The sequence below is a fragment of the Kibdelosporangium aridum genome (assembly GCF_900176515.1).
In the GTDB taxonomy this organism is placed as follows: domain Bacteria; phylum Actinomycetota; class Actinomycetes; order Mycobacteriales; family Pseudonocardiaceae; genus Kibdelosporangium; species Kibdelosporangium aridum.
The window spans coordinates 323,103-343,806 of the sequence record NZ_FWXV01000007.1 but is presented as its reverse complement, the minus strand read 5'-3'; the positions used below and the strand labels follow the sequence as shown (position 1 = coordinate 343,806).

The 20,704-nt window shown below is 67.0% G+C and carries 20 protein-coding genes; 19 read left to right on the top strand and 1 reads right to left on the bottom strand.

The features are described 5' to 3' along the window. The first annotated feature begins 63 nt into the window (after positions 1–63). The 3 genes from B9C43_RS35105 to B9C43_RS35095 are packed head-to-tail and all read left to right on the top strand — an operon-like array spanning position 64 to position 3,398. Complete coding sequence (locus B9C43_RS35105; RefSeq protein ID WP_033393089.1) at positions 64–933, top strand: amino acid ABC transporter permease; 870 nt, start codon at positions 64–66, stop codon at positions 931–933. After that, positions 930–1,703 (top strand): amino acid ABC transporter ATP-binding protein, encoded by a 774-nt coding sequence (locus B9C43_RS35100; RefSeq protein ID WP_084431022.1) that lies wholly within the window; start codon positions 930–932, stop codon positions 1,701–1,703. The genes B9C43_RS35105 and B9C43_RS35100 overlap by 4 nt, the downstream gene beginning before the upstream one ends. Continuing rightward, positions 1,704–3,398: an aminotransferase class V-fold PLP-dependent enzyme gene (locus tag B9C43_RS35095; protein WP_084431021.1), complete on the top strand. Its 1,695-nt coding sequence runs from the start codon at positions 1,704–1,706 to the stop codon at positions 3,396–3,398. On the opposite strand, the gene B9C43_RS35090 is transcribed toward B9C43_RS35095, so the two are convergent. After that, entirely contained in the window at positions 3,370–4,323 is a 954-nt protein-coding gene (locus tag B9C43_RS35090; protein ID WP_051897796.1) for a helix-turn-helix domain-containing protein, read from the bottom strand. The genes B9C43_RS35095 and B9C43_RS35090 overlap by 29 nt on opposite strands. 197 nt (positions 4,324–4,520) lie before the next feature. Between B9C43_RS35090 and aspS the strand changes: the two genes are divergently transcribed. The 16 genes from aspS (at position 4,521) to B9C43_RS35010 (ending at position 20,687) form a co-directional block, all read left to right on the top strand. Continuing rightward, positions 4,521–6,296: an aspartate--tRNA ligase gene (gene aspS / locus B9C43_RS35085; protein WP_084431020.1), complete on the top strand. Its 1,776-nt coding sequence runs from the start codon at positions 4,521–4,523 to the stop codon at positions 6,294–6,296. A gap of 3 nt (positions 6,297–6,299) precedes the next feature. Beyond that, positions 6,300–7,241, top strand: coding sequence for a DUF389 domain-containing protein (locus tag B9C43_RS35080; RefSeq protein ID WP_084431019.1), 942 nt, complete (start codon positions 6,300–6,302; stop codon positions 7,239–7,241). Positions 7,242–7,332: 91 nt separating this feature from the next. After that, positions 7,333–8,529 (top strand): aminoglycoside phosphotransferase family protein, encoded by a 1,197-nt coding sequence (locus tag B9C43_RS35075; protein WP_033393079.1) that lies wholly within the window; start codon positions 7,333–7,335, stop codon positions 8,527–8,529. 71 nt (positions 8,530–8,600) lie between these two features. Beyond that, complete coding sequence (locus B9C43_RS35070) at positions 8,601–9,401, top strand: SGNH/GDSL hydrolase family protein (protein ID WP_235039039.1); 801 nt, start codon at positions 8,601–8,603, stop codon at positions 9,399–9,401. Positions 9,402–9,411: 10 nt separating this feature from the next. After that, positions 9,412–9,891 carry a hypothetical protein gene (locus B9C43_RS35065; protein ID WP_084431018.1) on the top strand — a complete coding sequence of 160 codons (480 nt, stop codon included), beginning with the start codon at positions 9,412–9,414 and terminating at the stop codon, positions 9,889–9,891. Positions 9,892–9,909: 18 nt separating this feature from the next. Continuing rightward, positions 9,910–11,265, top strand: a complete 1,356-nt coding sequence (locus B9C43_RS35060) for a replication-associated recombination protein A (protein ID WP_084431208.1) — start codon at positions 9,910–9,912, stop codon at positions 11,263–11,265. Next, positions 11,262–11,717, top strand: a complete 456-nt coding sequence (locus tag B9C43_RS35055) for a GNAT family N-acetyltransferase (RefSeq protein ID WP_084431017.1) — start codon at positions 11,262–11,264, stop codon at positions 11,715–11,717. The genes B9C43_RS35060 and B9C43_RS35055 overlap by 4 nt, the downstream gene beginning before the upstream one ends. A 100-nt stretch (positions 11,718–11,817) precedes the next feature. After that, the gene (locus B9C43_RS35050; RefSeq protein WP_084431207.1) at positions 11,818–13,398 is read left to right on the top strand and encodes a purple acid phosphatase family protein; all 1,581 of its coding nucleotides are present in this window, start codon (positions 11,818–11,820) and stop codon (positions 13,396–13,398) included. Positions 13,399–13,482: 84 nt separating this feature from the next. Then, positions 13,483–13,992, top strand: coding sequence for an RICIN domain-containing protein (locus B9C43_RS35045; RefSeq protein WP_033393077.1), 510 nt, complete (start codon positions 13,483–13,485; stop codon positions 13,990–13,992). A gap of 81 nt (positions 13,993–14,073) precedes the next feature. Beyond that, positions 14,074–14,640 carry a hypothetical protein gene (locus B9C43_RS35040; protein WP_084431016.1) on the top strand — a complete coding sequence of 189 codons (567 nt, stop codon included), beginning with the start codon at positions 14,074–14,076 and terminating at the stop codon, positions 14,638–14,640. 58 nt (positions 14,641–14,698) lie between these two features. Beyond that, positions 14,699–15,100, top strand: a complete 402-nt coding sequence (locus tag B9C43_RS35035; protein ID WP_033393075.1) for a DUF948 domain-containing protein — start codon at positions 14,699–14,701, stop codon at positions 15,098–15,100. Further along, entirely contained in the window at positions 15,097–15,363 is a 267-nt protein-coding gene (locus B9C43_RS35030) for a hypothetical protein (protein WP_051795185.1), read from the top strand. Before B9C43_RS35035 ends, B9C43_RS35030 begins: the two co-directional genes overlap by 4 nt. Positions 15,364–15,435: 72 nt before the next feature. Continuing rightward, a complete protein-coding gene (gene alaS, locus B9C43_RS35025; protein ID WP_084431015.1) occupies positions 15,436–18,099 on the top strand; it encodes an alanine--tRNA ligase in 2,664 nt (887 codons plus the stop codon). After that, positions 18,096–18,623, top strand: coding sequence for a Holliday junction resolvase RuvX (gene ruvX, locus B9C43_RS35020; RefSeq protein WP_033390174.1), 528 nt, complete (start codon positions 18,096–18,098; stop codon positions 18,621–18,623). The genes alaS and ruvX overlap by 4 nt, the downstream gene beginning before the upstream one ends. Then, positions 18,620–19,840: an endolytic transglycosylase MltG gene (gene mltG / locus B9C43_RS35015; RefSeq protein WP_235039038.1), complete on the top strand. Its 1,221-nt coding sequence runs from the start codon at positions 18,620–18,622 to the stop codon at positions 19,838–19,840. Before ruvX ends, mltG begins: the two co-directional genes overlap by 4 nt. Beyond that, on the top strand, positions 19,827–20,687 hold the full coding sequence (locus B9C43_RS35010) for a shikimate dehydrogenase (RefSeq protein ID WP_456077599.1): 861 nt from the start codon (positions 19,827–19,829) through the stop codon (positions 20,685–20,687). The genes mltG and B9C43_RS35010 overlap by 14 nt, the downstream gene beginning before the upstream one ends. Positions 20,688–20,704 lie beyond the last annotated feature (17 nt).

The following is a 20,704-nucleotide window of genomic DNA, read 5'->3' as shown; positions in this document are numbered from 1 at the left end:
CACGTTACCAGCGGGGTCTGACAATCCAGGATCCGCGCAGGTGGCGGGCGAGGGGAGCGGGTGATGACCACGCCTGACCCGAACATGGAGATCGTCCGGCTGACCCACTGGGGACGGTGGGTCGGCGCGGCGATCATCATCGGCATCCTCGTCGCGCTCGGGTTCGCGTTCGCCGACGCGCAGATCCTCTGGGAGGACATCCCGGACTTCTTCGCGTTCGAGGTGATGATCGAAGGCCTGTGGCGCACACTTGGTCTCGCGGTCGCCGCGCAAGCGGGCGCGATCGTCATCGGTGTCGTCATCGCGTTGCTCGGCAGGTCGGCCAACCCTGTCGCTCGCTGGTTCGCGTGGGGTTACATCTGGATCTTCCGTGGTTTGCCGGTCCTGCTGCAGATCCTGATCTGGTACAACCTCGCCCTGGTGTTCCCGGTCATCTCGATCCCGTTCGTTGTCGACGCGCCGACGAACACGGTGATCAACGCGTTCGCCGCCGCGTTGCTTGGCCTGGGGCTCAACGAAAGCGCCTACATGGCCGAGATCATCCGGGCCGGGCTGAACAGCGTGGACCGCGGCCAGATCGAAGCGGCGCAGTCGATCGGCATGACACCGGGCAAGACGTTGATCCGGGTGACCTTGCCGCAGGCGATGCGGGTGATCATCCCGCCGACCGGCAACGACTTCATCAACATGCTCAAGGGCACGTCGATCGCCTCGGTGATCCCGTACGTCGAGCTGACCAAGGCGGCGAGCAACATCGCGTCCCGCAATCTGGAGTTCATGGAGACGCTGCTGGCGGCGGCGGCCTGGTACATGATCTTGGTCAGCATCGCCAGCGTCGGCCAGTACTACCTGGAGCGGTCGTTCGACGCGGCCGACCGCGCGCATCGGCTGCGCAACAAGGTCGGCCGGTCGCTGAAGTTGGGGAGAGCATGACTGGGTCTTCCGGGCCGCTGGTCCAAGCGGTCGGTGTGGTCAAGAAGTTCGGCAACACCACAGTTCTGCGCGAAGTGTCGATGGACGTCCTGCCCGGCCAGGTGGTGTGCCTGCTCGGCCCGTCCGGCGCGGGCAAGAGCACGTTTCTGCGTTGCATCAACCACCTCGAGCCGATCGACGGCGGGCAGATCTGGGTCGACGGCGAACCGATCGGATATCGGGTACGAAATGGGAAGTTGCATGAGCTGCGTGAGCGCGAGGTAGCCAAGCAACGGCGCGGCATCGGCATGGTCTTCCAACGGTTCAACCTGTTCCCGCACCGCACCGCGTTGGACAACGTGATCGAGGGACCGGTGCACGTCAAACGGCGCACCAACGCCGAAGCGCGCGAGAAGGCGATGACGTTGCTTGACCGTGTGGGCCTCGCGGACAAAGCCGGTTCGTATCCGGGCCAGTTGTCGGGCGGGCAGCAGCAGCGCGTAGCGATCGCCCGGGCGCTGGCGATGGAACCGAAGCTGATGTTGTTCGACGAACCGACGTCGGCGTTGGATCCGGAGCTGGTCGGTGAGGTACTGGACGTGATGGTGGGGCTGGCGAAGGACGGCATGACGATGATCGTCGTGACCCATGAGATCGGTTTTGCCCGTCAGGTCGCCGACGACGTCGTGTTCATGGTGGACGGCGCCGTCGTCGAGACCGGCCCGCCGAGCCAGGTGCTGGACAACCCGGAACATCAACGGACACGGCAGTTCCTGGCGAAGGTGCTTTAGGTGATCGCAAACCAGTTCCGCGAACCGACCGGATATCTGGACTTCGCCCGATTCGGTCCGCCGTCCAACGCCGTGCTCGCCGAACGCACGCGCCTGACGGAGTACTCCGCGGTCGCCGGTCCGACAACGGTCGACGACCTCATGCGTCAGGATTTGCGCGCCCGCGCGGCGGTCGCGCGCTTGTGCCGCACGGACACTGACCACGTCGTGCTGTTGCCGAACACCAGCACTGGCTTGTTCCAGGCGGCATTCGGAGTCACCGGCGAGGTCGTCGTCTCGGCCGCGGAGTTCCCTGCGAACACTTATCCCTGGTCACGCGCGGCAGGAGTGACGCCGCGCTGGGTTCGTCATGTGACGGAAATCCCGGAGGCACTAACCAAGGACACCGTCGCGGTATCGCTCAGCGCGGTCGATTTCCGGACGGGGTTCCGCGCGGACCTCGCCGCGATGCGCGAAACAGTGGGCGACCGCCTGCTCGTCGTTGACGGCATCCAGGGTTTCGGCGTCGTTGACGAACCGTGGGAGGTCGCCGACGTGCTCGTCGTCGGCGGCCAGAAATGGCTGCGCGCCGGATGGTCGACCGGCTTCATGGTGCTGTCCGACCGTGCACTCGAGCGGCTCGCCCCTGTGTTGTCCGGTTGGACGGGCGCCGAAGACCCAGGGTTGTTCGACGACTCCGTCCACGAACCTGCGCCGTTCGCGGCCGCGTGGTCGTTGACGAACCTCAGCCCGATCGCGGCGGGAGCGCTGAACACCGCACTGGAGCTCGTCGAGCAAGCCAGCGTCAAACAGATCGAGGCGGAGATCTCGGCGAAGATCGACGAACTCGGCGACGTCATCCAACGCGCGGGCGGTCAGATCGTTTCGTCGTTCGAGCCTGCCCGCCGGGCGGGCATCCTCGCGTTCACGATTCCCGGGCGGCCGGCGGAAACCGTCGGTGCCGCGTTGACCGCCGAGGGGATCACGGCGACCATCCGTCCCGAGCACGTCCGGCTATCGCCGCACGTGTCGACCACCGCCGACACGGTCGATCAACTGTCCATCGCGTTGAAACGCATCCTTCCGACCGGTCGGTCGGCCGGCGAGCCGCGGCGCTCGGTCGCGGGCGTGCTGGAGACGTTGATCCCGACGATCAACGGACTCGGCTCGGCGTTGGGGCCGGGGACCGAGGTCGTGTTGCACGACCTGAGCAAGCTGCCGAACTCCATCGTGGCCATCGCCGGCGATCTGACCTACCGGTCGGTCGGCGGGCCGATGACGGACCTGCTGCTCGGTTTGGTTCGTCGCGGAACGACGCAGGACCTGACGAACTACGAAACGCACGCACCGGACGGCCGTCCAATAACGTCGTCGACGGTGTTCATCCGCGACCCGGACGGAGTCGCCGTCGGATGCCTATGCGTCAACTCCGAGTCCACTTCGGCAAGCCCGCCCGCGCAGGACGTCGAGACATTCCCTGGCGACGTCGACACCTTGCAGCGGCACCTGGTCGAACGAGCCGTCGCGGACGTCGGCGTGCCCGTGTCGCTGATGAAGAAGGCACACAAGTCACAGGTCGTCAAAGTCCTCGACGACGCAGGGTTCTTCCTGATCCGCGACGCTGTCGACTACCTCGCCGCGGAACTGAAGGTGACCAGGTACACGATCTACAACTACCTCAACGAAACTAGGGGACCCAGCCCCACTCAACCGTGAACGTGCCGGGGCCGAAGCCAAGCACAACGGCGTGCGTCCGGCCCGCACTGTCGACAACCAGATCGCGCCGTGTCCCGGCATCCGGGTCGTCGGCGGGCGTGCTGACCTGATGGCAGAACGCAGGCAGATCAGTGGGGTCGAACCGCATCTCGACCACGTAATCGCGAACGGGCAGCCGGAACTTGCGGCAGAACGAGTCGTCGCCACGCGCGTACGGCGGCCCGGTCATGGCGACCTCGTACTCCATGATCACCGTCTCGCCACGTGACAGCGGACGGTCGAAAAGCAGTTCGCTGACGATCAGTCCGGCTGCCGGGTCCTTCGCGACCCGGCCGAGGCGGCACGACTGCAGCGGAACGATCCGCGGCAGCGGGTTACCAGGCTTTGCCACGTCATACACCGAAATCCACCGATCGGCGCCGTCATGCTCGGCGCGTAAAACCTGACGCACCCGCACACTGCGCTCACCACGATCGCCGGCGATCTCGACCCGGTCGTGCTGGCTGATCCGCGTCAATGACGTGTCCGAAGCCAGATCCATCCGCGCCAGCAGCGGCGCGAGTTGCTCACGGTTCTCCCATAAAGCATCGATCGGGATCGCAGCCGGAGTGCGCTGGGCACGGCCGCGCGGGCGCGGCGGTCCAAGCAGTGCGGTCAAAGACCCGGACTCGACGCCGAGCACTTCCTCGAGGTGCTTCAGAGCACTCATCGACTCCGGCCGTTCCGGCCTGCGCCTGCCCGACTGCCAATAGCTCAGCGCGGTCACGCTGATCGTCAGGCCCCGGGCTCTGAGCCGGTACTGGATCCGGTCGAGACTCAGTCCACTCGCGCGGATCGCCGCACGCAGGGCGATCGGGAATGCGTCACCGGCCAGCGCGTCGACCTCGTCGATCGCACCGGCGTCCCCAACCGGCCAGCCTCCCATAGTCAGGCTCCCCTGGTCATGAACCGTTACACGACACTACTTCGTGGTAACCGCCCGTGGTACCGACAAGAGTTGGTCTTCTCCCGCCGTTGCCGGTAGCCGACGGTAAATGCCGCAGAGGGGTTGGCTAGCCTTTTCACCTGGGGCTGACTCGCGGCCCAGGTAAAAAGCTGATCGTGAATTGGAGTGCACTACCCGTGATCCGCACCCATGAGGCCGGGACTCTCCGGCCCGAGCACGCCGGGCAGACCGTCACACTCAGCGGCTGGGTGGCGCGCAGGCGCGATCACGGCGGTGTCATCTTCATCGATCTGCGTGACCGCTCCGGCGTCTCCCAGGTCGTGTTCCGCGAAGGCGAGATGGCCGAGCGCGCGCACAAACTGCGCAGCGAGTTCTGCGTGAAGATCGTCGGCGAGGTGTCGGTCCGGCCGGAAGGCAACGAGAACCCGGACATCCCGACCGGGCAGATCGAGGTCCTGGTCACCGAGCTCGAGGTGCTCAGCGAGGCCGCGCCGCTGCCGTTCCCGCTGGACGAGCACCTGACCGTCGGCGAGGAAGCCCGCCTCAAGCACCGCTACCTCGACCTGCGCCGCAGCGGCCCTGCGGCCGCGATGCGCCTGCGCAGCGAAGCCAACCGGATCGCGCGCGACGTGCTGCACGGCGACGGCTTCCTCGAGATCGAGACGCCGACGCTGACGCGCTCCACGCCGGAAGGCGCGCGGGACTTCGTCGTGCCCGCTCGGCTGGCGCCTGGTTCGTGGTACGCGTTGCCGCAGTCGCCGCAGCTGTTCAAGCAGCTGCTGATGGTCGGCGGAATGGAGCGGTACTACCAGATCGCGCGCTGCTACCGGGACGAGGACTTCCGCGCCGACCGGCAGCCGGAGTTCACCCAGCTGGACATCGAGATGAGCTTCGTCGACCAGGACGACGTGATCGCCTTGTCCGAAAAGGTCATCTCGGCGCTCTGGCGTGAGCTCGGCGGCTACGAGATCACGCTGCCGATCCCGCGGATCAGCTACGCCGAGGCGATGTCCCGTTACGGCTCCGACAAGCCCGACCTGCGGCTGGGCGTCGAGCTGACCGACCTCACCGAGTTCTTCAAGGACACGCCGTTCCGCGTGTTCCAGGCGCCGTACGTCGGCGCGGTCGTGATGCCGGGCGGCGCCAGCCAGCCGCGTCGCCAGCTCGACGCCTGGCAGGAGTGGGCCAAGACGCGCGGCGCCAAGGGCCTCGGCTACGTCCTCGTCGCCGAGGACGGCACCTTGACCGGTCCGGTCGCCAAGAACATCTCCGACGCCGAGCGTGAAGGCCTGGCCAAGGCCGTCGGCGCGAACCCCGGTGACTGCATCTTCTTCGGCGCGGGCGACCCGGGCTCCTCGCGTGCCCTGCTGGGCGCCGCGCGGCTGGAGATCGGCAAGAAGTGCGACCTGATCGACGAGTCCGCGTGGTCGTTCGTGTGGGTTGTGGACTTCCCGATGTTCCAGGCCGTCGAGGGCTCGGACGACGTCGCGGTCGGCTCGGGCAAGTGGACCGCTCTGCACCACGCGTTCACCTCGCCGACGCCGGAGTGGATCGACCGTTTCGAAGAGGACCCCGGCAACGCCAAGGCCTACGCGTACGACTTGGTGTGCAACGGCAACGAACTCGGCGGTGGATCGATCCGTATCCACAACCGCGAAGTGCAGCAGCGCGCGTTCAACGTGATGGGCATCGGCCCGGAGGAGGCGCAGGAGAAGTTCGGCTTCCTGCTGGACGCGTTCTCCTACGGCCCGCCGCCACACGGTGGTGTCGCGTTCGGCTGGGACCGCATCTGCATGCTGCTGTCCGGTTCGGACTCGATTCGCGACGTCATCGCGTTCCCGAAGTCCGGCGGCGGTTACGACCCGCTGACCGGCGCACCGGCACCCATCACTGCCGAGCAGCGCAAGGAAGCGGGCGTCGACTTCAAGCCCAAGCCGCAGCCGCAGGCCTGATCGATGTTGCATCTGCGGGTGGTGTGCCCGCCAGAGCACACCACCGCGGTGGTCGACCTGCTCAAAGCCGAACCGGGCGCGACGCATCTGATCGTCCTGCGTGGCGTGGCCGTCGCGCCTGAAGGTGACGTCGTCGAGGCCGATGTCGCCCGGGAAGCGGCCGATGACGTGATCGAGAAGTTGTGCGCGCGCGACCTCGACCACGTCGGCGCGATCACGGTCGAGCAGATCGACACAGCGCTTTCCGACTCGGCGGACAAAGCGGCTGAGGACGCGCCCGGTGAAGCGGCGGACGCCGTCGTCTGGGAGGAACTACTCGCCCGCACGGGGGAGGAGTCCCGGCTCAACGGCACGTTCCTCGGGTTCATGATCATCGCGTGCCTGCTGGCCGCGGTCGGTGTGGTGACCGATTCACCGGTGACGATCGTCGGCGCCATGGTGGTGGGACCGGAGTTCGGTCCGCTCGCCGCGATCGCGGTCGGACTCGTGCGTCGCCGCTGGGATCTGGTCGGGCGGGCGGTCGCCGCGATCGCGATCGGGTTTCTGCTGGCCATGGTGGTCACCGCAGGTGGCACATTGCTCGGCCAATGGGCCGGTCTGCTGGACGTGAACGCCGTTCGCGGTGGGCACAACGTCGATTTCGTCTACGACGTGGGCGTGTTCTCGCTAATCGTGGCATTGTTGGCAGGGGCGGCGGGAATGTTGTCGATGACGTCGGCCAAGTCCGCCGCACTGGTGGGGGTGTTCATCTCCGTGACGACCATCCCCGCAGCCGGCTATGCGGCGGTCGCCGCTGTGCTGGGGGAATGGCAACGTTGTCTGTACTCGTTCGGCCAGTTGGTCGTGAACCTGGTCGGCATCGTGCTTGCCGCGGGATTGGTGTTGGTTCTGCGCAAGCGGACGTGGACCAACCGGGACAACGGTCGTCCGTTGTCCACTGGTTGAGATCGTGACCTGTTGAGGCTGACTGAGCGTCTCTATCGTTGATTGTGACTACTGTCGGGGCCGCAATGATGCGGGAGTAGGGTCAGAGGAGATGAGTGTGGACATCGCCGCCGACCCGCCCGATCTCGACCAGCCGCCGAACCCGGCCATCTCCGAGGCAGTGAACGCCGCGGAAGCGGTGCTCAGGCGCCGATACGGGGCCAAGATCCAGCTCGCCGAACCGGAAGACCTCGGCGGCAGCAAGCTCTCCACTGTCGTGCGGGTGCGGGTGGCGGCCACGCCGTTCTCGCTGCCGCGCACCCTGGTGGTCAAGCGCTACAACCCGCCGATGCCCTCCGAGGCGTTCGTCCGCGAAGCGGTCAGTTACCAACTGTTCACCGCGCTGACGGCCGAAGAGCGGATGTGCCCGGAGTTGTATGCACACGACGGCACGGCTGGCGTGATCGTTATAGAAGACCTGGGCCGCGCTCCGACCCTCGCGGACAAGCTGCTCGGCGACGACGCACGCGCTGCGGAACGCGCGCTGTTGTCGTGGGCGCGGTCGTTGGGCCGGTTGCATGCGACGACCGCAGGCCGCGAGGCAGATTTCGACGCGCTGATGCGCAGGCTGTCGTCCGCGAAGGTGAAAGGGGACCCCTTGGCGGTCAACGGGCCCGCCGCCATCGAACGCCTGCCGCAACTGCTCGAGGACGTCCTCGGCGTGCACACCCCGGCGCACGTGTTCGAGCGCGCGGAACGGACCCGGTGGTTGCTGGCGACCAGCAGGCACCGCGGGTTCAGCCCGTCGGACCTGTGCCCGGACAACAACTTGATCACCAGCCGCGGTGTCCGGTTCCTGGACTTCGAGGGCGGCTGCGTCCGCAACATCATGCTCGACGCTGCCTACCTGCGTGTGCCGTTCCCGTCGTGCTGGTGCGCGTTTGCGTTGCCCGCGGGCATGACGGAGGCGATGTTCGCGGCGTGGCGCGCTGAGGTGCGCGTGATGTGGCCGGACCTGGCCGATGACTCGGTTGTGCTGCCGCGAATGCTCGACGCGCAGTTGTTCTGGGTCTGGGCGTCCACGTTCTGGTTCCTGCCGAGGCCCGGTGAGCAGGACGGTCCGATCGACAGCCACCTGCCGTCACCCAGGCGCAGCGTTTCGCTCGCGGCGCGTTGGCGGCACCTGTGCGACGAGGCAGCGCGGGCGGGCGCGGACAACATCGTCGAGCACGCACAGGCCGTGGTCGACGCGCTGTCCAAGAAGTTTGGGCCCGATCTGAAACTGCCGATGTATCCGGCGTTCCGATAGTTCAAAAAGGCGTCTTCGGACGGTTAACCCGAAGTCACCGGTGGTGAGCGAACGCCAGAGATCGTTATGCCGTGACCGTGCTGGAGTACGCGCCCCAGGGGCTGCGACAGATACGTAGTCTCGTCGTGCTGGGGGATTCGACCGCGGCGGGGCTGGGCGATCCGTTGCCCGGCGGCGGGTGGCGTGGCGTCGGCCCGCTGCTCGCCGACGCACTGAGCGGCACCGAACAGGTGCGGTTCGCCAACGTTTCGTTCACCGGTGCCCGGATGGGCTGCGTGCGGACCATCCAGCTGCCGCAAGCGCTGGCCATGGCGCCGGAAGTGGCCGTGATCATCGTCGGGATGAACGACACCCTGCGCTCGGACTTCGACCCCGAGCGCATCCGGGCCGACCTGGAACACGTCGTGAGCGCGCTCAAAGCGGCGGGCACAGTGGTGCTGACCGTCCGTTTTCACGACCACGCGAAGGTCTTCCGGCTTCCCGGATCGTTGCGACGCGCGCTACGCAGCCGGATCGACGCTCTCAACTCGGTGATCGACTCCGTCTCGGCGGCGTACGACACAGGATGCCTCGACCTCGATCTGCTGCCCGGGGCCTACGAGATGAGCGCGTGGAGCGTCGACCGATTGCACCCCTCCGAGCTGGGACACCGTCTGCTCGCGCAGGGGTTCGCCAGCCTGCTCGCCGAGCGCGACTGCGCGATACCCAACCCAGTGAGTTTGACGTGTTCCGGCGGACGCCAGGTCGGCACGGCCGGGCACGTCCTGTGGCTAATCGTGAAGGGCATCCCATGGCTGTGGCGGCGCGGCCGTGACCTCGTGCCCTACGCGTTGTCGATCATGCTGAAGAGTTTTGTCGGACCCCCTCGCTAATGTGCGAGGCATGAGCTTCACCGAGCGTTACTCCCGGCCGTCGCCAGCCACCCTGGTCGACGGCTGGACCATCAAGCCCTACCAGGTGACGATCGGCCAAGAGCCGATCGCCGCCCCGACGGTCGCGGCAGCGGACGAATTCCTCCCCAAGCTGCTGCCTGACTCCTTGACGCACCCGTCGCTCGTCCACGAACAGGCCGACTCGCCCAGATACGCGTTCGCCGTGCTCCACCAGGGCGCGGACGCGTTATGGCTGAACCTCTACACCTGGGTCTACCAGGCGATCCTGCACGTCCAGGCGGCCTCGTCACCCCTGGACGCCGTCGCGTTCAGCGAACTGACCGAACCGCTCATCGGGTGCGTCTGGGAGCTGCCCGCTCTGGTCCACGAACGCTCGGCGTGGGTCCGGCACGTCATGACGCCCGATCGGCCGGATCTGGACGCCTACCTGGCGGATGTCTTACCCGCGGGACCAGTGGGCGGGCCTTGATTAGGTAGCGTGTTTGCCGTGGATGAGGGCCTGTTCGACGTGTCGGAACCGTCCGCCCCGCAACCCCATCCGGGGTCAGCGGAGCGAGTGGCGGCGAACGCTCCGCTCGCAGTGCGGATGCGCCCGCAGTCGCTTGACGAAGTAGTCGGCCAGGATCACCTGCTCGGTGCCGGGTCGCCGCTTCGCCGTCTGGTCGAGGGCGCGGCTCCGGCTTCGGTGCTGCTCTACGGACCTCCGGGGACGGGCAAGACGACGCTCGCCACCTTGGTCTCGCAGGCGATCGGTCGGCGGTTCGTCGCGTTGTCGGCGCTGACCGCGGGCGTCAAGGAAGTGCGCGCCGTCATTGACGAGGCCAAACGCCGGTTGACGCGGTCGGGCGAGTCGACCGTCTTGTTCATTGACGAGGTGCACCGCTTCTCGCGCACGCAGCAAGACGCCTTGCTCGGTGCGGTCGAGGACCGGATCGTCCTGCTGGTCGCGGCCACGACAGAGAACCCGTTCTTCTCCATCGTGTCTCCGCTGCTGTCGCGGTCGCTGGTGCTGCAACTGCACCCGTTGACCGATGAGGACGTTCGCGTACTGATCCGCCGGACGGTTGCCGACCCTCGCGGGCTGGACGGCAAACTCGGACTGGCCGAGGACGCCGAAGAACATCTGGTTCGGCTCGCGGGCGGCGACGCACGGCGTGCGTTGACGGCTTTGGAGGCGGCCGCTGACTCGGCGGCCTCGACCGGGCTTTCGGATATCGACCTCGCGACCGTCGAGGCGACGGTCGACAAGGCCGCGGTCCGGTATGACCGGCAGGGCGACCAGCACTACGACGTGACCAGCGCGTTCATCAAGTCGATCCGCGGCTCCGACGTCGACGCCGCCTTGCATTACCTGGCGCGGATGATCGAGGCGGGGGAGGACCCACGGTTCATTGCGCGCCGCTTGGTCGTGCACGCCAGCGAGGACATCGGCATGGCCGACCCGACCGCGTTGCAGGTCTGCGTCGCCGCACATCAAGCGGTGCAGTTCATTGGCATGCCCGAGGGCCGTCTCGCGCTCGCTCAGGCGACTATCCATCTCGCGACCGCGCCGAAGTCCAACGCGGTCATCATGGCCATCGACTCCGCGCTGTCCGATGTCCGTTCGGGTGGCGCTGGGACGGTGCCGGCGCATTTGCGCGATGGCCACTACGCGGGTGCCGCTCGTCTCGGCAACGCCCAGGGATACCGGTATCCGCACAACGTTCCGGAAGGTGTTCTGGCGCAGCAGTATCCGCCGGACAACCTGGTCGGACGCGACTACTACGAGCCAACCGCCCGGGGTGCTGAACGAGCGCTGGCTGAGCGCGTGCCCAAGCTGCGTAAGGCGATCCGCGGCGAGTGACGGTCGAACTAACGCCGGTCACCGAGTCGGACAAGCCGGTGCTGGCGAACTTGATGCAGCTCTACCTGCATGACTTTTCAGAGATCCGTGAGTTGAGCCTGTCGCCGCACGGAACGTTCGCCTACGGCTACCTGGATTTGTATTTCCTATATGAAACCCGGGAGGCGTACTTCATCACCGTCGATGACGAGCTTGCTGGTTTCGCGCTGGCTCGGTTCGCTGACGACGCGTGGACGGTCGCGGAGTTCTTTGTCGTCCGTCGTCACCGACGTCGAGGTGTCGCCCGCGTCGCGGCCAAGCGCTTGTTCGAACGCCACCCGGGGCCGTGGACGCTCGACTACGACGACAACAACACCGCGGCGGCCGCTTTCTGGCACGCTGTCGTCCCCGAACCGGCCGACACCGAGAACCTGCCGGGCAGCCGCACCCGACTGCGTTTCCTGGTCGGGTAAAGAGGTCTTCGGAATCCCTTGACCGCCACTATCCATAGTGGACAGCTGGTGTTCATGCCGGTGTGGTCGCGTTGGAATGTGGCCGGATGAGCATGTCGGCATGCAGATACCTCGTGTCGGTGTGCCCGACGATCTGGCTGGCCGCCTGTCCATGGCCGAGCAGTACGAGTACCTGAGCCGCCGGTCGTTACTCGGTCGCGGCGCGGCGGTCGCGGCTTTGGCGGTCGCCGGACCGACCTTCCTGCCCGGCCTGGCGTACGCGTCCGGCGACCGCGTAACGCCCACCGGCAGGCACATCGCGTTCGGCCGCAACCCGCGGACCCAAATGCGCATCGGCTGGCAGGTCCCGGCACCCGTCCGCAAACCGTTCGTTCGCGTCGGTCATGACCCGAACGATCTCGGCCACCGCGTACCCGCCGAGATCCGTTCCTTGCACTCCGAGGTCAACGGCGTGATCGCGCCGACCGACCAGTACTACCTGCATGCCGAGATCGGCAACCTGCGACCGGGCGCCAAGTACTACTACGCCGTCGGTCACGACGACTTTGATCCGAAGCACGCCGACGCCACGTTCACCACCGCGCCGCCGCGTGGCTTCCCGCCGCACAAGTTCACGTTCACGGCGTTCGGTGACCAAGGCGTCACCACAGCGGCGTTGGCCAACGACGGCGCGGTCGCTCGGCAGAACCCGGCGTTCCACTTGCTCGCCGGCGACATCGCGTACGCGGACCCCAACGGCGGCGGACTGCCGATCGGCAGCACACCGGACGCCGGTCACGACACGTTCAGCCCGAAGGTCTGGGACGCGTACTTCGGTCAGATCGAGCCCGTCGCCGCGAACGTGCCCTGGATGGTCACCACCGGCAACCACGACATGGAGGCGCTGTACCCGCACAACGGCTACGGCGGCCAGACCGCGCGCTGGGACTTCCCGGGCTCAGGTCCGCGGTCGTGCCCGGGCGCGTACTCGTTCATTTACGGCAACGTCGGCGTCATCTCACTGGACGCCAACGACGTCTCCTACGAGATCCCGGCCAACTACGGCTTCACCGGCGGCGAACAAACCCGCTGGCTCAAACAACGCCTGGCGTTCCTGCGCGCACAGCCGGACGTCGACTTCATCGTCGTCTTCTTCCACCACTGCGCGTATTCGACAACCAACAGCCATGCGTCCGACGGCGGCGTCCGCGACCATTGGGTGCCGTTGTTCGACCGCTACAAGGTCGATCTCGTCGTCAACGGACACAACCACGTCTACGAACGCAGCGACGCACTGCGGGCCGGTCGCGTAACCAAGCAGGTTCCTATAGGAAGTACGATCCGGCCCGACACGGACGGCACCGTGTACGCGACCTGCGGCGGTGGCGGCAAGAGCCTCTACGACTTCCCAGCCCCAGACACGTACGCCGGCCACGAACTGCCGCACGCGGACGTGCCGTCGTATCACTGGGCGCCCGGCAAGGCGAAAGTCACCGAACTCGTCCAGTGGTCGCGCGTCCGGTTCACCGGTTACGCCTTCCTCGCCATCGACTCCGAACCGGCGTTCCCCGGTCGCAAAACCCACCTGACGGTCCGCGTCCTGACCGCCACCGGCGCCGAGGTCGACCGTTTCGTTCTCGAACGCACCGCGGGTCTGCACTTCGGCAGCCTCACGCTCGGCGCGGACATCGGCGACGCGTGACCGTCGAGTGACCGCGAAGTCGGCGCCGGGCTAAAGCATCTGATCCTGGCCGGGTGGGGATCCCGGCCGGGATGGAGTGCGTAGATGTTCAGGAAAGGCGCGGCAGTCGCCGCCGCAATAGCAGCAGTCGTGGTCGCCGTTCCGCCGGCCAACGCCGCTGCGTCGGCCGACGCGGGGGTGCTGGCCAACACGCACTTGTCGAACCGGAATTCGGACAAGTGCCTCGTCGCCCAGAACAAGGGTGAGAACAGCCCGGCGTTCCAGTACGACTGTGTCGGAGACTTCGCTGACCAGCGCTGGGACTTCCAAGATATCCGCAACGGCTGGTACCAGGTCTACAACGAGCACGCCAAGAAGTGCCTGACCGTGCACACCAATGGCAACGAGGCCAGGGCCGTCGCGTACACCTGTCACGTCTGGGACAGTCAGCAGTGGCGTAGTGAGATGGTGAGCGATCACGAGTTCCTGCTCCGCCACCGCGCGTCCGGCAAGTGCCTGATCGTTCGTGGGTTCGAGAACGGCAACCAGGCAGTCCTGCACACCTGTGACAAGCGGTTCGACGACCAGATCTGGTTCGCTGGCTACATGACGTGACGCTGGATCGGCGACCGTTCCGGGCGTCATTACGTTGACCGGCCCCTGGGTTCGCCCAGGGGCCGCGCTATTTTCCGGCTCATGTCCTCTTCAGTTCCGTTATGGGTCACCATCGTCGTCGCCGTCCTCGGGTTCGTCGGTGTGTTGAGTGCTCAGTTCATCGCGGCGTGGCGTGAGGACCGTCGCTGGCGCCGTGAGCAGGAGCGCGAGGACAAGCGCTGGGAGCGCGAACGCGTCAAGGACCGCGAGAACCGCAGCTACGAAGGCCGCCAGAACGCGTTCTCACAGGTCATCGCGGCGGTCGAGGCGTACGACTGGCTGGTGTACCCGGTGGTCGCCGCCGTGCGGCGGATCGCCGACAACCCGCAGGTGCTGCGCCCGGACCAGCGTGACGACGTGTGGCGGGCCAGGGAGGAACTGCGCCACTCACTCGGTCCGGTGAACTTGTTCGCGTCGGAGCGCTTCAACGACCTGCTGCGTAAGACCATGCTGCCGCGTTCCCGGCTGGCGATGTACATGTCCTCGGGCAGCAAGGCGCCGGAGTGGACCCGCGTGAAGGAGCTCTGGGACGAGTCGCAGGCCGGGTTCAAGCAAATGCGCGCCGAGATGCGCAAGGACCTCGGTCTTGAGGCGCTGCCGGACGACTGAAGCCACCCCGGTAACCTTTCCTTCACCCAATTCGAGCAACGCCTTTCCGGGAGGCTTCGTGTCCGCAGGGGAATGGATCGCGGCTGCTGCAGTAGTCGTGTTCCTGCTGCTGGTGATCCTGGTGGCGCGCCCGTTGATCAAGCTAGGGCGCACGCTGGACGAGGCCACCATCGCGATCCGCAAGGCGCACGAGAACTCCGACCCGTTGTTCACCGGCGCCAACACCACGCTCACCCACGTCAACACCCAGCTTGAGCGGGTGGACGGGATCACCGCGAACGCGCAGGCCGTCAGCGGCAACGTCTCGGCCCTGACCTCGGTTTTCACCGCCACCCTCGGCGGTCCGCTCGTCAAGGTCGCGGCCGTGTCCTACGGCCTGAGCAAGGCGATCAAGGCCCGCCGCAAGCGCAAGGACGAGCGTGAGGGCAAGCACACGCGTCGTCGTAGGGGTCGCAAATGAGCAGGCTGTTCTGGCTCGGCGTCGGCGTCGCGGCCGGCGTTGCGCTGTCACGTAAACTCAGAGAGAAGGCGTACCAGGCCACCCCGGCCGGTGTCGCCGAGAACGTCAGCGACGCGATGCGCGAGCTGGCGGGCGCCGTGGGCGCGTTCGGTGCGGACGTGCGCGCGGGGATGCAAGAGCGTGAGAAGGAGTTGCAGGACGTGGTGACCGAGCGGTCGGGCGTGCGCTTGCACGGCGCACGAGCGCGACGGGCGGACGACTGAGTCGCTTCCCAGCCCGTCGTTCCGCCGTGCCCGCCACCTGTCCTTCGACCCTCCTTCTGCCAGGGATAAGCCGTGCAAACGCATGAGATTCGCAACCGCTTCCTGAACCACTTCAAGAACGCCGGGCACACCGAGGTGCCGAGCGCCTCGCTGATCCTCGACGACCCGAACCTGCTGTTCGTCAACGCTGGCATGGTGCAGTTCAAGCCGTACTTCCTCGGCGAGGCCCCGCCGCCGTACCCGACTGCCACCAGCGTGCAGAAGTGCGTGCGCACCGGCGACATCGACGAGGTCGGCAAGACCACCCGGCACAACACGTTCTTCCAGATGGCCGGGAACTTCTCGTTCGGCGACTACTTCAAGGCCGGTGCGATCGAGCACGCCTGGAACCTGATCACCTCGTCGGTCGACGACGGCGGCTTCGGGCTGGACCCGGACCGCATCTGGACCACCGTCTACCTCGACGACGACGAGGCCATCGAGCTCTGGAAGAAGATCGCCGGACTGCCCGACGAGCGGATCCAGCGCCGCGACGGCCGCGACAACTACTGGGACATGGGCGTGCCCGGCCCGGGTGGTCCCTGCTCGGAGATCTACTACGACCGCGGCTCGCAGTTCGGCAAAGAGGGCGGCCCGGTCGTCGACGAGGACCGGTACCTGGAGATCTGGAACCTCGTCTTCATGCAGGACGTGCGCGGCGAGCAGAGCCCGAAGTACGGCCACAAGCCGATCGGCACCCTGCCGAAGAAGAACATCGACACCGGCATGGGCGTCGAGCGCGTCGCCTACTTGCTGCAGGGCGTGGACAACGTCTACGAAACAGACCTGGTTCGCCCGGTGATCGGCAAGGCCGAGGAGATGTCCGGACGCCGATACGGCGCCGACCACGTCGACGACGTGCGGTTCCGCGTCATCGCCGACCACGCCCGCAGCGGCGTGATGCTGATCGGCGACGGCGTGACGCCGGGCAACGAAGGCCGTGGTTACGTGCTGCGCCGTTTGCTGCGCCGGATCGTCCGCTCCGTGCGCCTGCTCGGCGTCGACGAGCCGGTCCTGCCGGAGTTCGCCGCCGTCGTCCGCGACGCCATGGGCCCGTCCTACCCGGAGCTCGTCCGCGACTTCGACCGGATCTCGGCCGTGGTGAAGACCGAGGAAGACACCTTCCGCGCCACCCTCACCACCGGTTCGCGGATCTTCGACCTCGCCGCCTCGCAGACCAAGGACAGCGGCAGCAGGGTGCTCGCCGGTGACAAGGCCTTCCAGCTGCACGACACGTATGGCTTCCCGATCGACCTGACCCTGGAGATGGCTTCTGAGCAGGGCCTGCAGGTCGACGAGGCCCGGTTCCGCGAGCTGATGGAGGAGCAGCGGCAGCGGGCCAAGGCCGACGCCGCCGCCCGCAAGACCGGCCACGGCGACTTGTCGGAGTACCGCAAGGTGCTCGAGCAGCACGGCGAGACCCAGTTCCTCGGCTACACCGACCTGCAGGCGACCGCCCGGGTGATCGGTCTTCTGGTCGACGGCCAGCCGGTGGCCAAGGTGAGCGCTGGGCAGCACGCCGAGCTTGTCCTGGACCGCACCCCGTTCTACGCCGAGAGCGGTGGCCAGATCGCCGACACCGGTCTGCTGGTCGGTTCGGGCGCCGAGATCCAGGTCGACGACGTGCAGAAGGCCGTCCCCGGCCTGTTCGTGCACCGGGTGACCGTGCTTTCCGGCGAGATCGGCCTGGACTCCGAGGTCACGGGGTCAGTCGACCGTGACCGCCGCAAATCCATCGCCCGTGCTCACTCCGCCACGCACCTCGTGCACGCCGCTGTTCGTGGTGCTTACGGCCAGCGCGCCGCCCAGGCCGGTTCGCTGAACGCCCCTGGCCGGATGCGGTTCGACTTCACCACCCCCGGTTCGGTGTCCACCGACATCCTGACCGAGGTCGAGGAGGAGGTGAACGACTACCTGCAGACCGACGTCGAGGTGCAGACGTTCACCACGACCAAGGCCAAGGCCCTCGAGCTGGGCGCCGTCGCGCTGTTCGGCGAGAAGTACGGCGACAACGTGCGCGTCGTCGACATGGGCGAGTACTCGCGTGAGCTCTGCGGTGGCACGCACGTCGACCGGATCGGCCAGCTCGGCCTGGTCAAGCTCGTCACCGACTCGTCAATCGGTTCCGGCGTGCACCGGGTCGAGGCCTTGGTCGGCTCCGACGCGCTGCGTTACGTCCGCAAGGAGCAGCTGCTCGTGTCGCAGCTCGCCGACCAGCTGAAGGTGCCGTCGGCCGAGCTGCCCGGCCGGATCGAAGGCCTGCTCGGCCGGATCAAGAGCGCCGAGAAGGAGATCGAGCAGCTGCGCATCGCCCAGGTGCTGCAGTCCGCCGGTGACCTGGCCGCCAAGGCCCAGGACTTGGGCGGCGTCCGCCTGGTCGCCGAGCGTGTTCCTGAGGGCGTTGACGCCGGTGGCCTGCGGGCCCTGGCCACGGACGTGCGTAACCGGCTTGGCGGTGGCGAGGCCGGTGTGGTCGCGCTGTTCGCCCCGGCCGGTGACAAGGTCAGCTTCGTCGTGGCCACCACCGGTGGGGCCAGGGACAAGGGCTTGGCCGCCGGCAAGCTGGTCAGCTCGTTCGCCTCGGCCATCGACGGCCGTGGCGGCGGCAAGCCGGACATGGCCCAGGGTGGCGGCACCAAGCCCGCCGGGATCGACGACGCCATCGCTCTGCTGCGTAAGGAGCTGGACGGCGCGTGACGCATGACAGTCCGACCGCGCACCGCCCGGGAGACAACGATCCCGGGCCTGGTCGGAGGCTTGGCGTTGACGTCGGCTCGGTAAGGGTCGGCGTCGCGCTGAGCGATCCAGCGCCGATGCTCGCGACCCCGCTCGTTACTCTGTCACGTGACGAGAAGTCCGGAAGCGATCTGGACCAGATCGCGCAACTCGTCACCGAACACGAAGTGGTCGAGGTGGTGGTCGGTTTGCCCAAGACATTGGCTGGCCGGCACGGCCCGGCGGCGATCGGCGCGGTCGCCTACGCCACGGCTTTGGCCGAGCGGGTCGGGCAGGTGCCTGTCCGGCTCGGCGACGAGCGACTGACCACGGTGACAGCGTCACGGATGCTGTCGCAGCGTGGCGTACGTGGCAAGAAGCAGCGTGCCGTGGTCGATCAGGCCGCTGCGGTGGAGATCCTGCAAGCGTGGCTGGACACGCGCGCGGCCGCCGTGCGCAGGAACAACGACCGGGTCGGGGGAAGTTCACCGGAGGGTGCGGAGTGACCGACGGACTCGGACTGTTCGACAACTCGCGGAGGCACGACCAACACGACGACGAGTACGACTACGACGACGAGCCTCGGGAACCGCGACGCAAGAAGCGCCGTAGCCCGACGTTCTGGGTTGTCGCAGTCGTCGTGGTCGCGATCATCGCTGGTGGTGCGTGGTATGGCGTCACCCAGGTTCTCGGATTCGGCGGATTCGACGACTACGCCGGCGCAGGCGACTCGGACGTAGTGGTCGAAGTGAAGGCGGGTCAGGGCACGGCCGACATCGGCGCCGCGCTCAAGGCGAAGGACGTCGTGGCCAGTTCGCGTGCCTTCACTTCGGCGGGTGAGGACCAGCCGAAGGTCAAGGCGATCCAGCCTGGCTACTACCTGATGAAGACAAAGATGTCCGGCAAGGCCGCGGTCGACCGGATCGTCACCAAGGACGCCCGGGTCGGCCAGCTGCAGATCCGTGCGGGCACGCAGCTCGACGACATCAAGCAGCCGGACGGCAAGACCACCGCGGGCATCTTCACGCTGATCTCCAACGCCGGCACGGTCACCATGAACGGCAAGAAGGCCGGGCCGACGGTCGAAGAGCTGCGCAAGGTCGCCGAGAACACGGATCTCGCCCAGCTCGGCGCGCCCGCGTGGGCGGTGCCGTTCGCCTCGCAGGCCGAGCCGAAGCGCAGGCTGGAAGGCCTGATCACGCCGGGTGTCTACGACGTCGAGCCTGGTCTCAGCGCGCAGGACCTGCTGACCAAGGTCGTCAAGGACTCCGCGACGACACTGGACGGCTGGGGCATGCCCGGGTTGGCTGCGAAGACCGGGTACACGCCGTACCAGGTGCTGATCATGGGCTCGTTGATCGAGCGCGAGGGCATCGAGAAGGACTTTGACAAGATCTCCCGCGTGATCTACCGGCGGCTGGCCGACAACATTCGGCTCGGCTTCGACTCGACGATCAACTACGTGCTCGACCGCCCGACCATCACCACGGACGGCAGCGTGCGCAACACACCAGGTCCGTACAACAGCTATCTGAACTTCGGTCTGACCCCCACGCCGATCGCGGCCACCAGCAAGGCGGCGTTGCAGGCGGCGGCGAAACCGGCGGACGGGCCGTGGGTGTACTTCGTGAAGTGCGAGAAGGACGGCACATCGTGCTTCGCCGAGACCCAGGCGCAGCATGACCAGAACATCAGGGATGCCAGGGCTCGTGGCGCTTACTGATCGCCGTGCCGCGATCGTCGGGCAGCCGGTCGAGCACTCGTTGTCGCCTGTGCTGCATTCGGCTGCCTATCAGGCGCTTGGTCTGACGGGCTGGACGTATTCACGGATCTCGTGCGACGCCGATGGGCTGCGGGACTTGGTTGCCGGGCTGGGGCCGGAATGGGCTGGTTTGTCCGTGACCATGCCCGGCAAACAAGCCGCTTTGGCAGTGGCCGATGAGGTCACCGAACGCGCTTCGCTTGTCGGCGCGGGAAATACGCTCGTCCAGTTGCCTGACGGCGGCTGGCGGATCGACTGCACGGACGTCGACGGCGTGGTTGGCGCGTTGCTGTACGCCGGTGGATACCAGAGAAAGCCGGGTGCGCACGCGCTTCTCCTGGGCGCAGGGGGGACAGCACTCGCGACGATGGTCGCTTTGGCCAGTGTGGACGTTGACTCTTTCGCCTTGGTCGTCAGGGATCCGGCCAGGGCGGCTGACGCTTCTCGTTGCGCGGAACGACTTGGCGTCAAGTTGGACGTGGTCCGCTGGTCTGCCGCTGACTTCCGGGACCTCGTGGCGTCGTCCGACGTCGTGGTGAGCACTGTGCCCGCTGGGGTCGCGGACTCGCAGGTGTCCGAATTGGCCGCCGCTCCGTGCGTCGTGGACGTCATTTACCACCCGTGGCCCACTCCGCTCGCGGCCGCCGTACAGGCGCGCGGCGGTCGGATCGGGACTGGCTTGGACATGTTGCTGCATCAGGCGTTCGGGCAGGTCTCGCAGTTCACCGGGCTTCCGGCGCCCCGCGAAGTCATGCGGGACGCACTGTTCGATGCGACAGGCGGAACAGTCCCGTTGCCGCTGGCCTGAGCCGCCTGACCCGTGAT

Bases quoted from the DNA above. Each gene is read 5' to 3' on its own strand.
- B9C43_RS35075 (WP_033393079.1), top strand. From the start codon at position 7,333: ATGAGTGTGGACATCGCCGCCGACCCGCCCGATCTCGACCAGCCGCCG.
- B9C43_RS35100 (WP_084431022.1), top strand. From the start codon at position 930: ATGACTGGGTCTTCCGGGCCGCTGGTCCAAGCGGTCGGTGTGGTCAAG.
- B9C43_RS35040 (WP_084431016.1), top strand. From the start codon at position 14,074: ATGTCCTCTTCAGTTCCGTTATGGGTCACCATCGTCGTCGCCGTCCTC.
- B9C43_RS35080 (WP_084431019.1), top strand. From the start codon at position 6,300: ATGTTGCATCTGCGGGTGGTGTGCCCGCCAGAGCACACCACCGCGGTG.
- B9C43_RS35030 (WP_051795185.1), top strand. From the start codon at position 15,097: ATGAGCAGGCTGTTCTGGCTCGGCGTCGGCGTCGCGGCCGGCGTTGCG.
- B9C43_RS35050 (WP_084431207.1), top strand. From the start codon at position 11,818: ATGCAGATACCTCGTGTCGGTGTGCCCGACGATCTGGCTGGCCGCCTG.
- B9C43_RS35105 (WP_033393089.1), top strand. From the start codon at position 64: ATGACCACGCCTGACCCGAACATGGAGATCGTCCGGCTGACCCACTGG.
- B9C43_RS35065 (WP_084431018.1), top strand. From the start codon at position 9,412: ATGAGCTTCACCGAGCGTTACTCCCGGCCGTCGCCAGCCACCCTGGTC.
- B9C43_RS35045 (WP_033393077.1), top strand. From the start codon at position 13,483: ATGTTCAGGAAAGGCGCGGCAGTCGCCGCCGCAATAGCAGCAGTCGTG.
- B9C43_RS35090 (WP_051897796.1), bottom strand. From the start codon at position 4,323: ATGGGAGGCTGGCCGGTTGGGGACGCCGGTGCGATCGACGAGGTCGAC.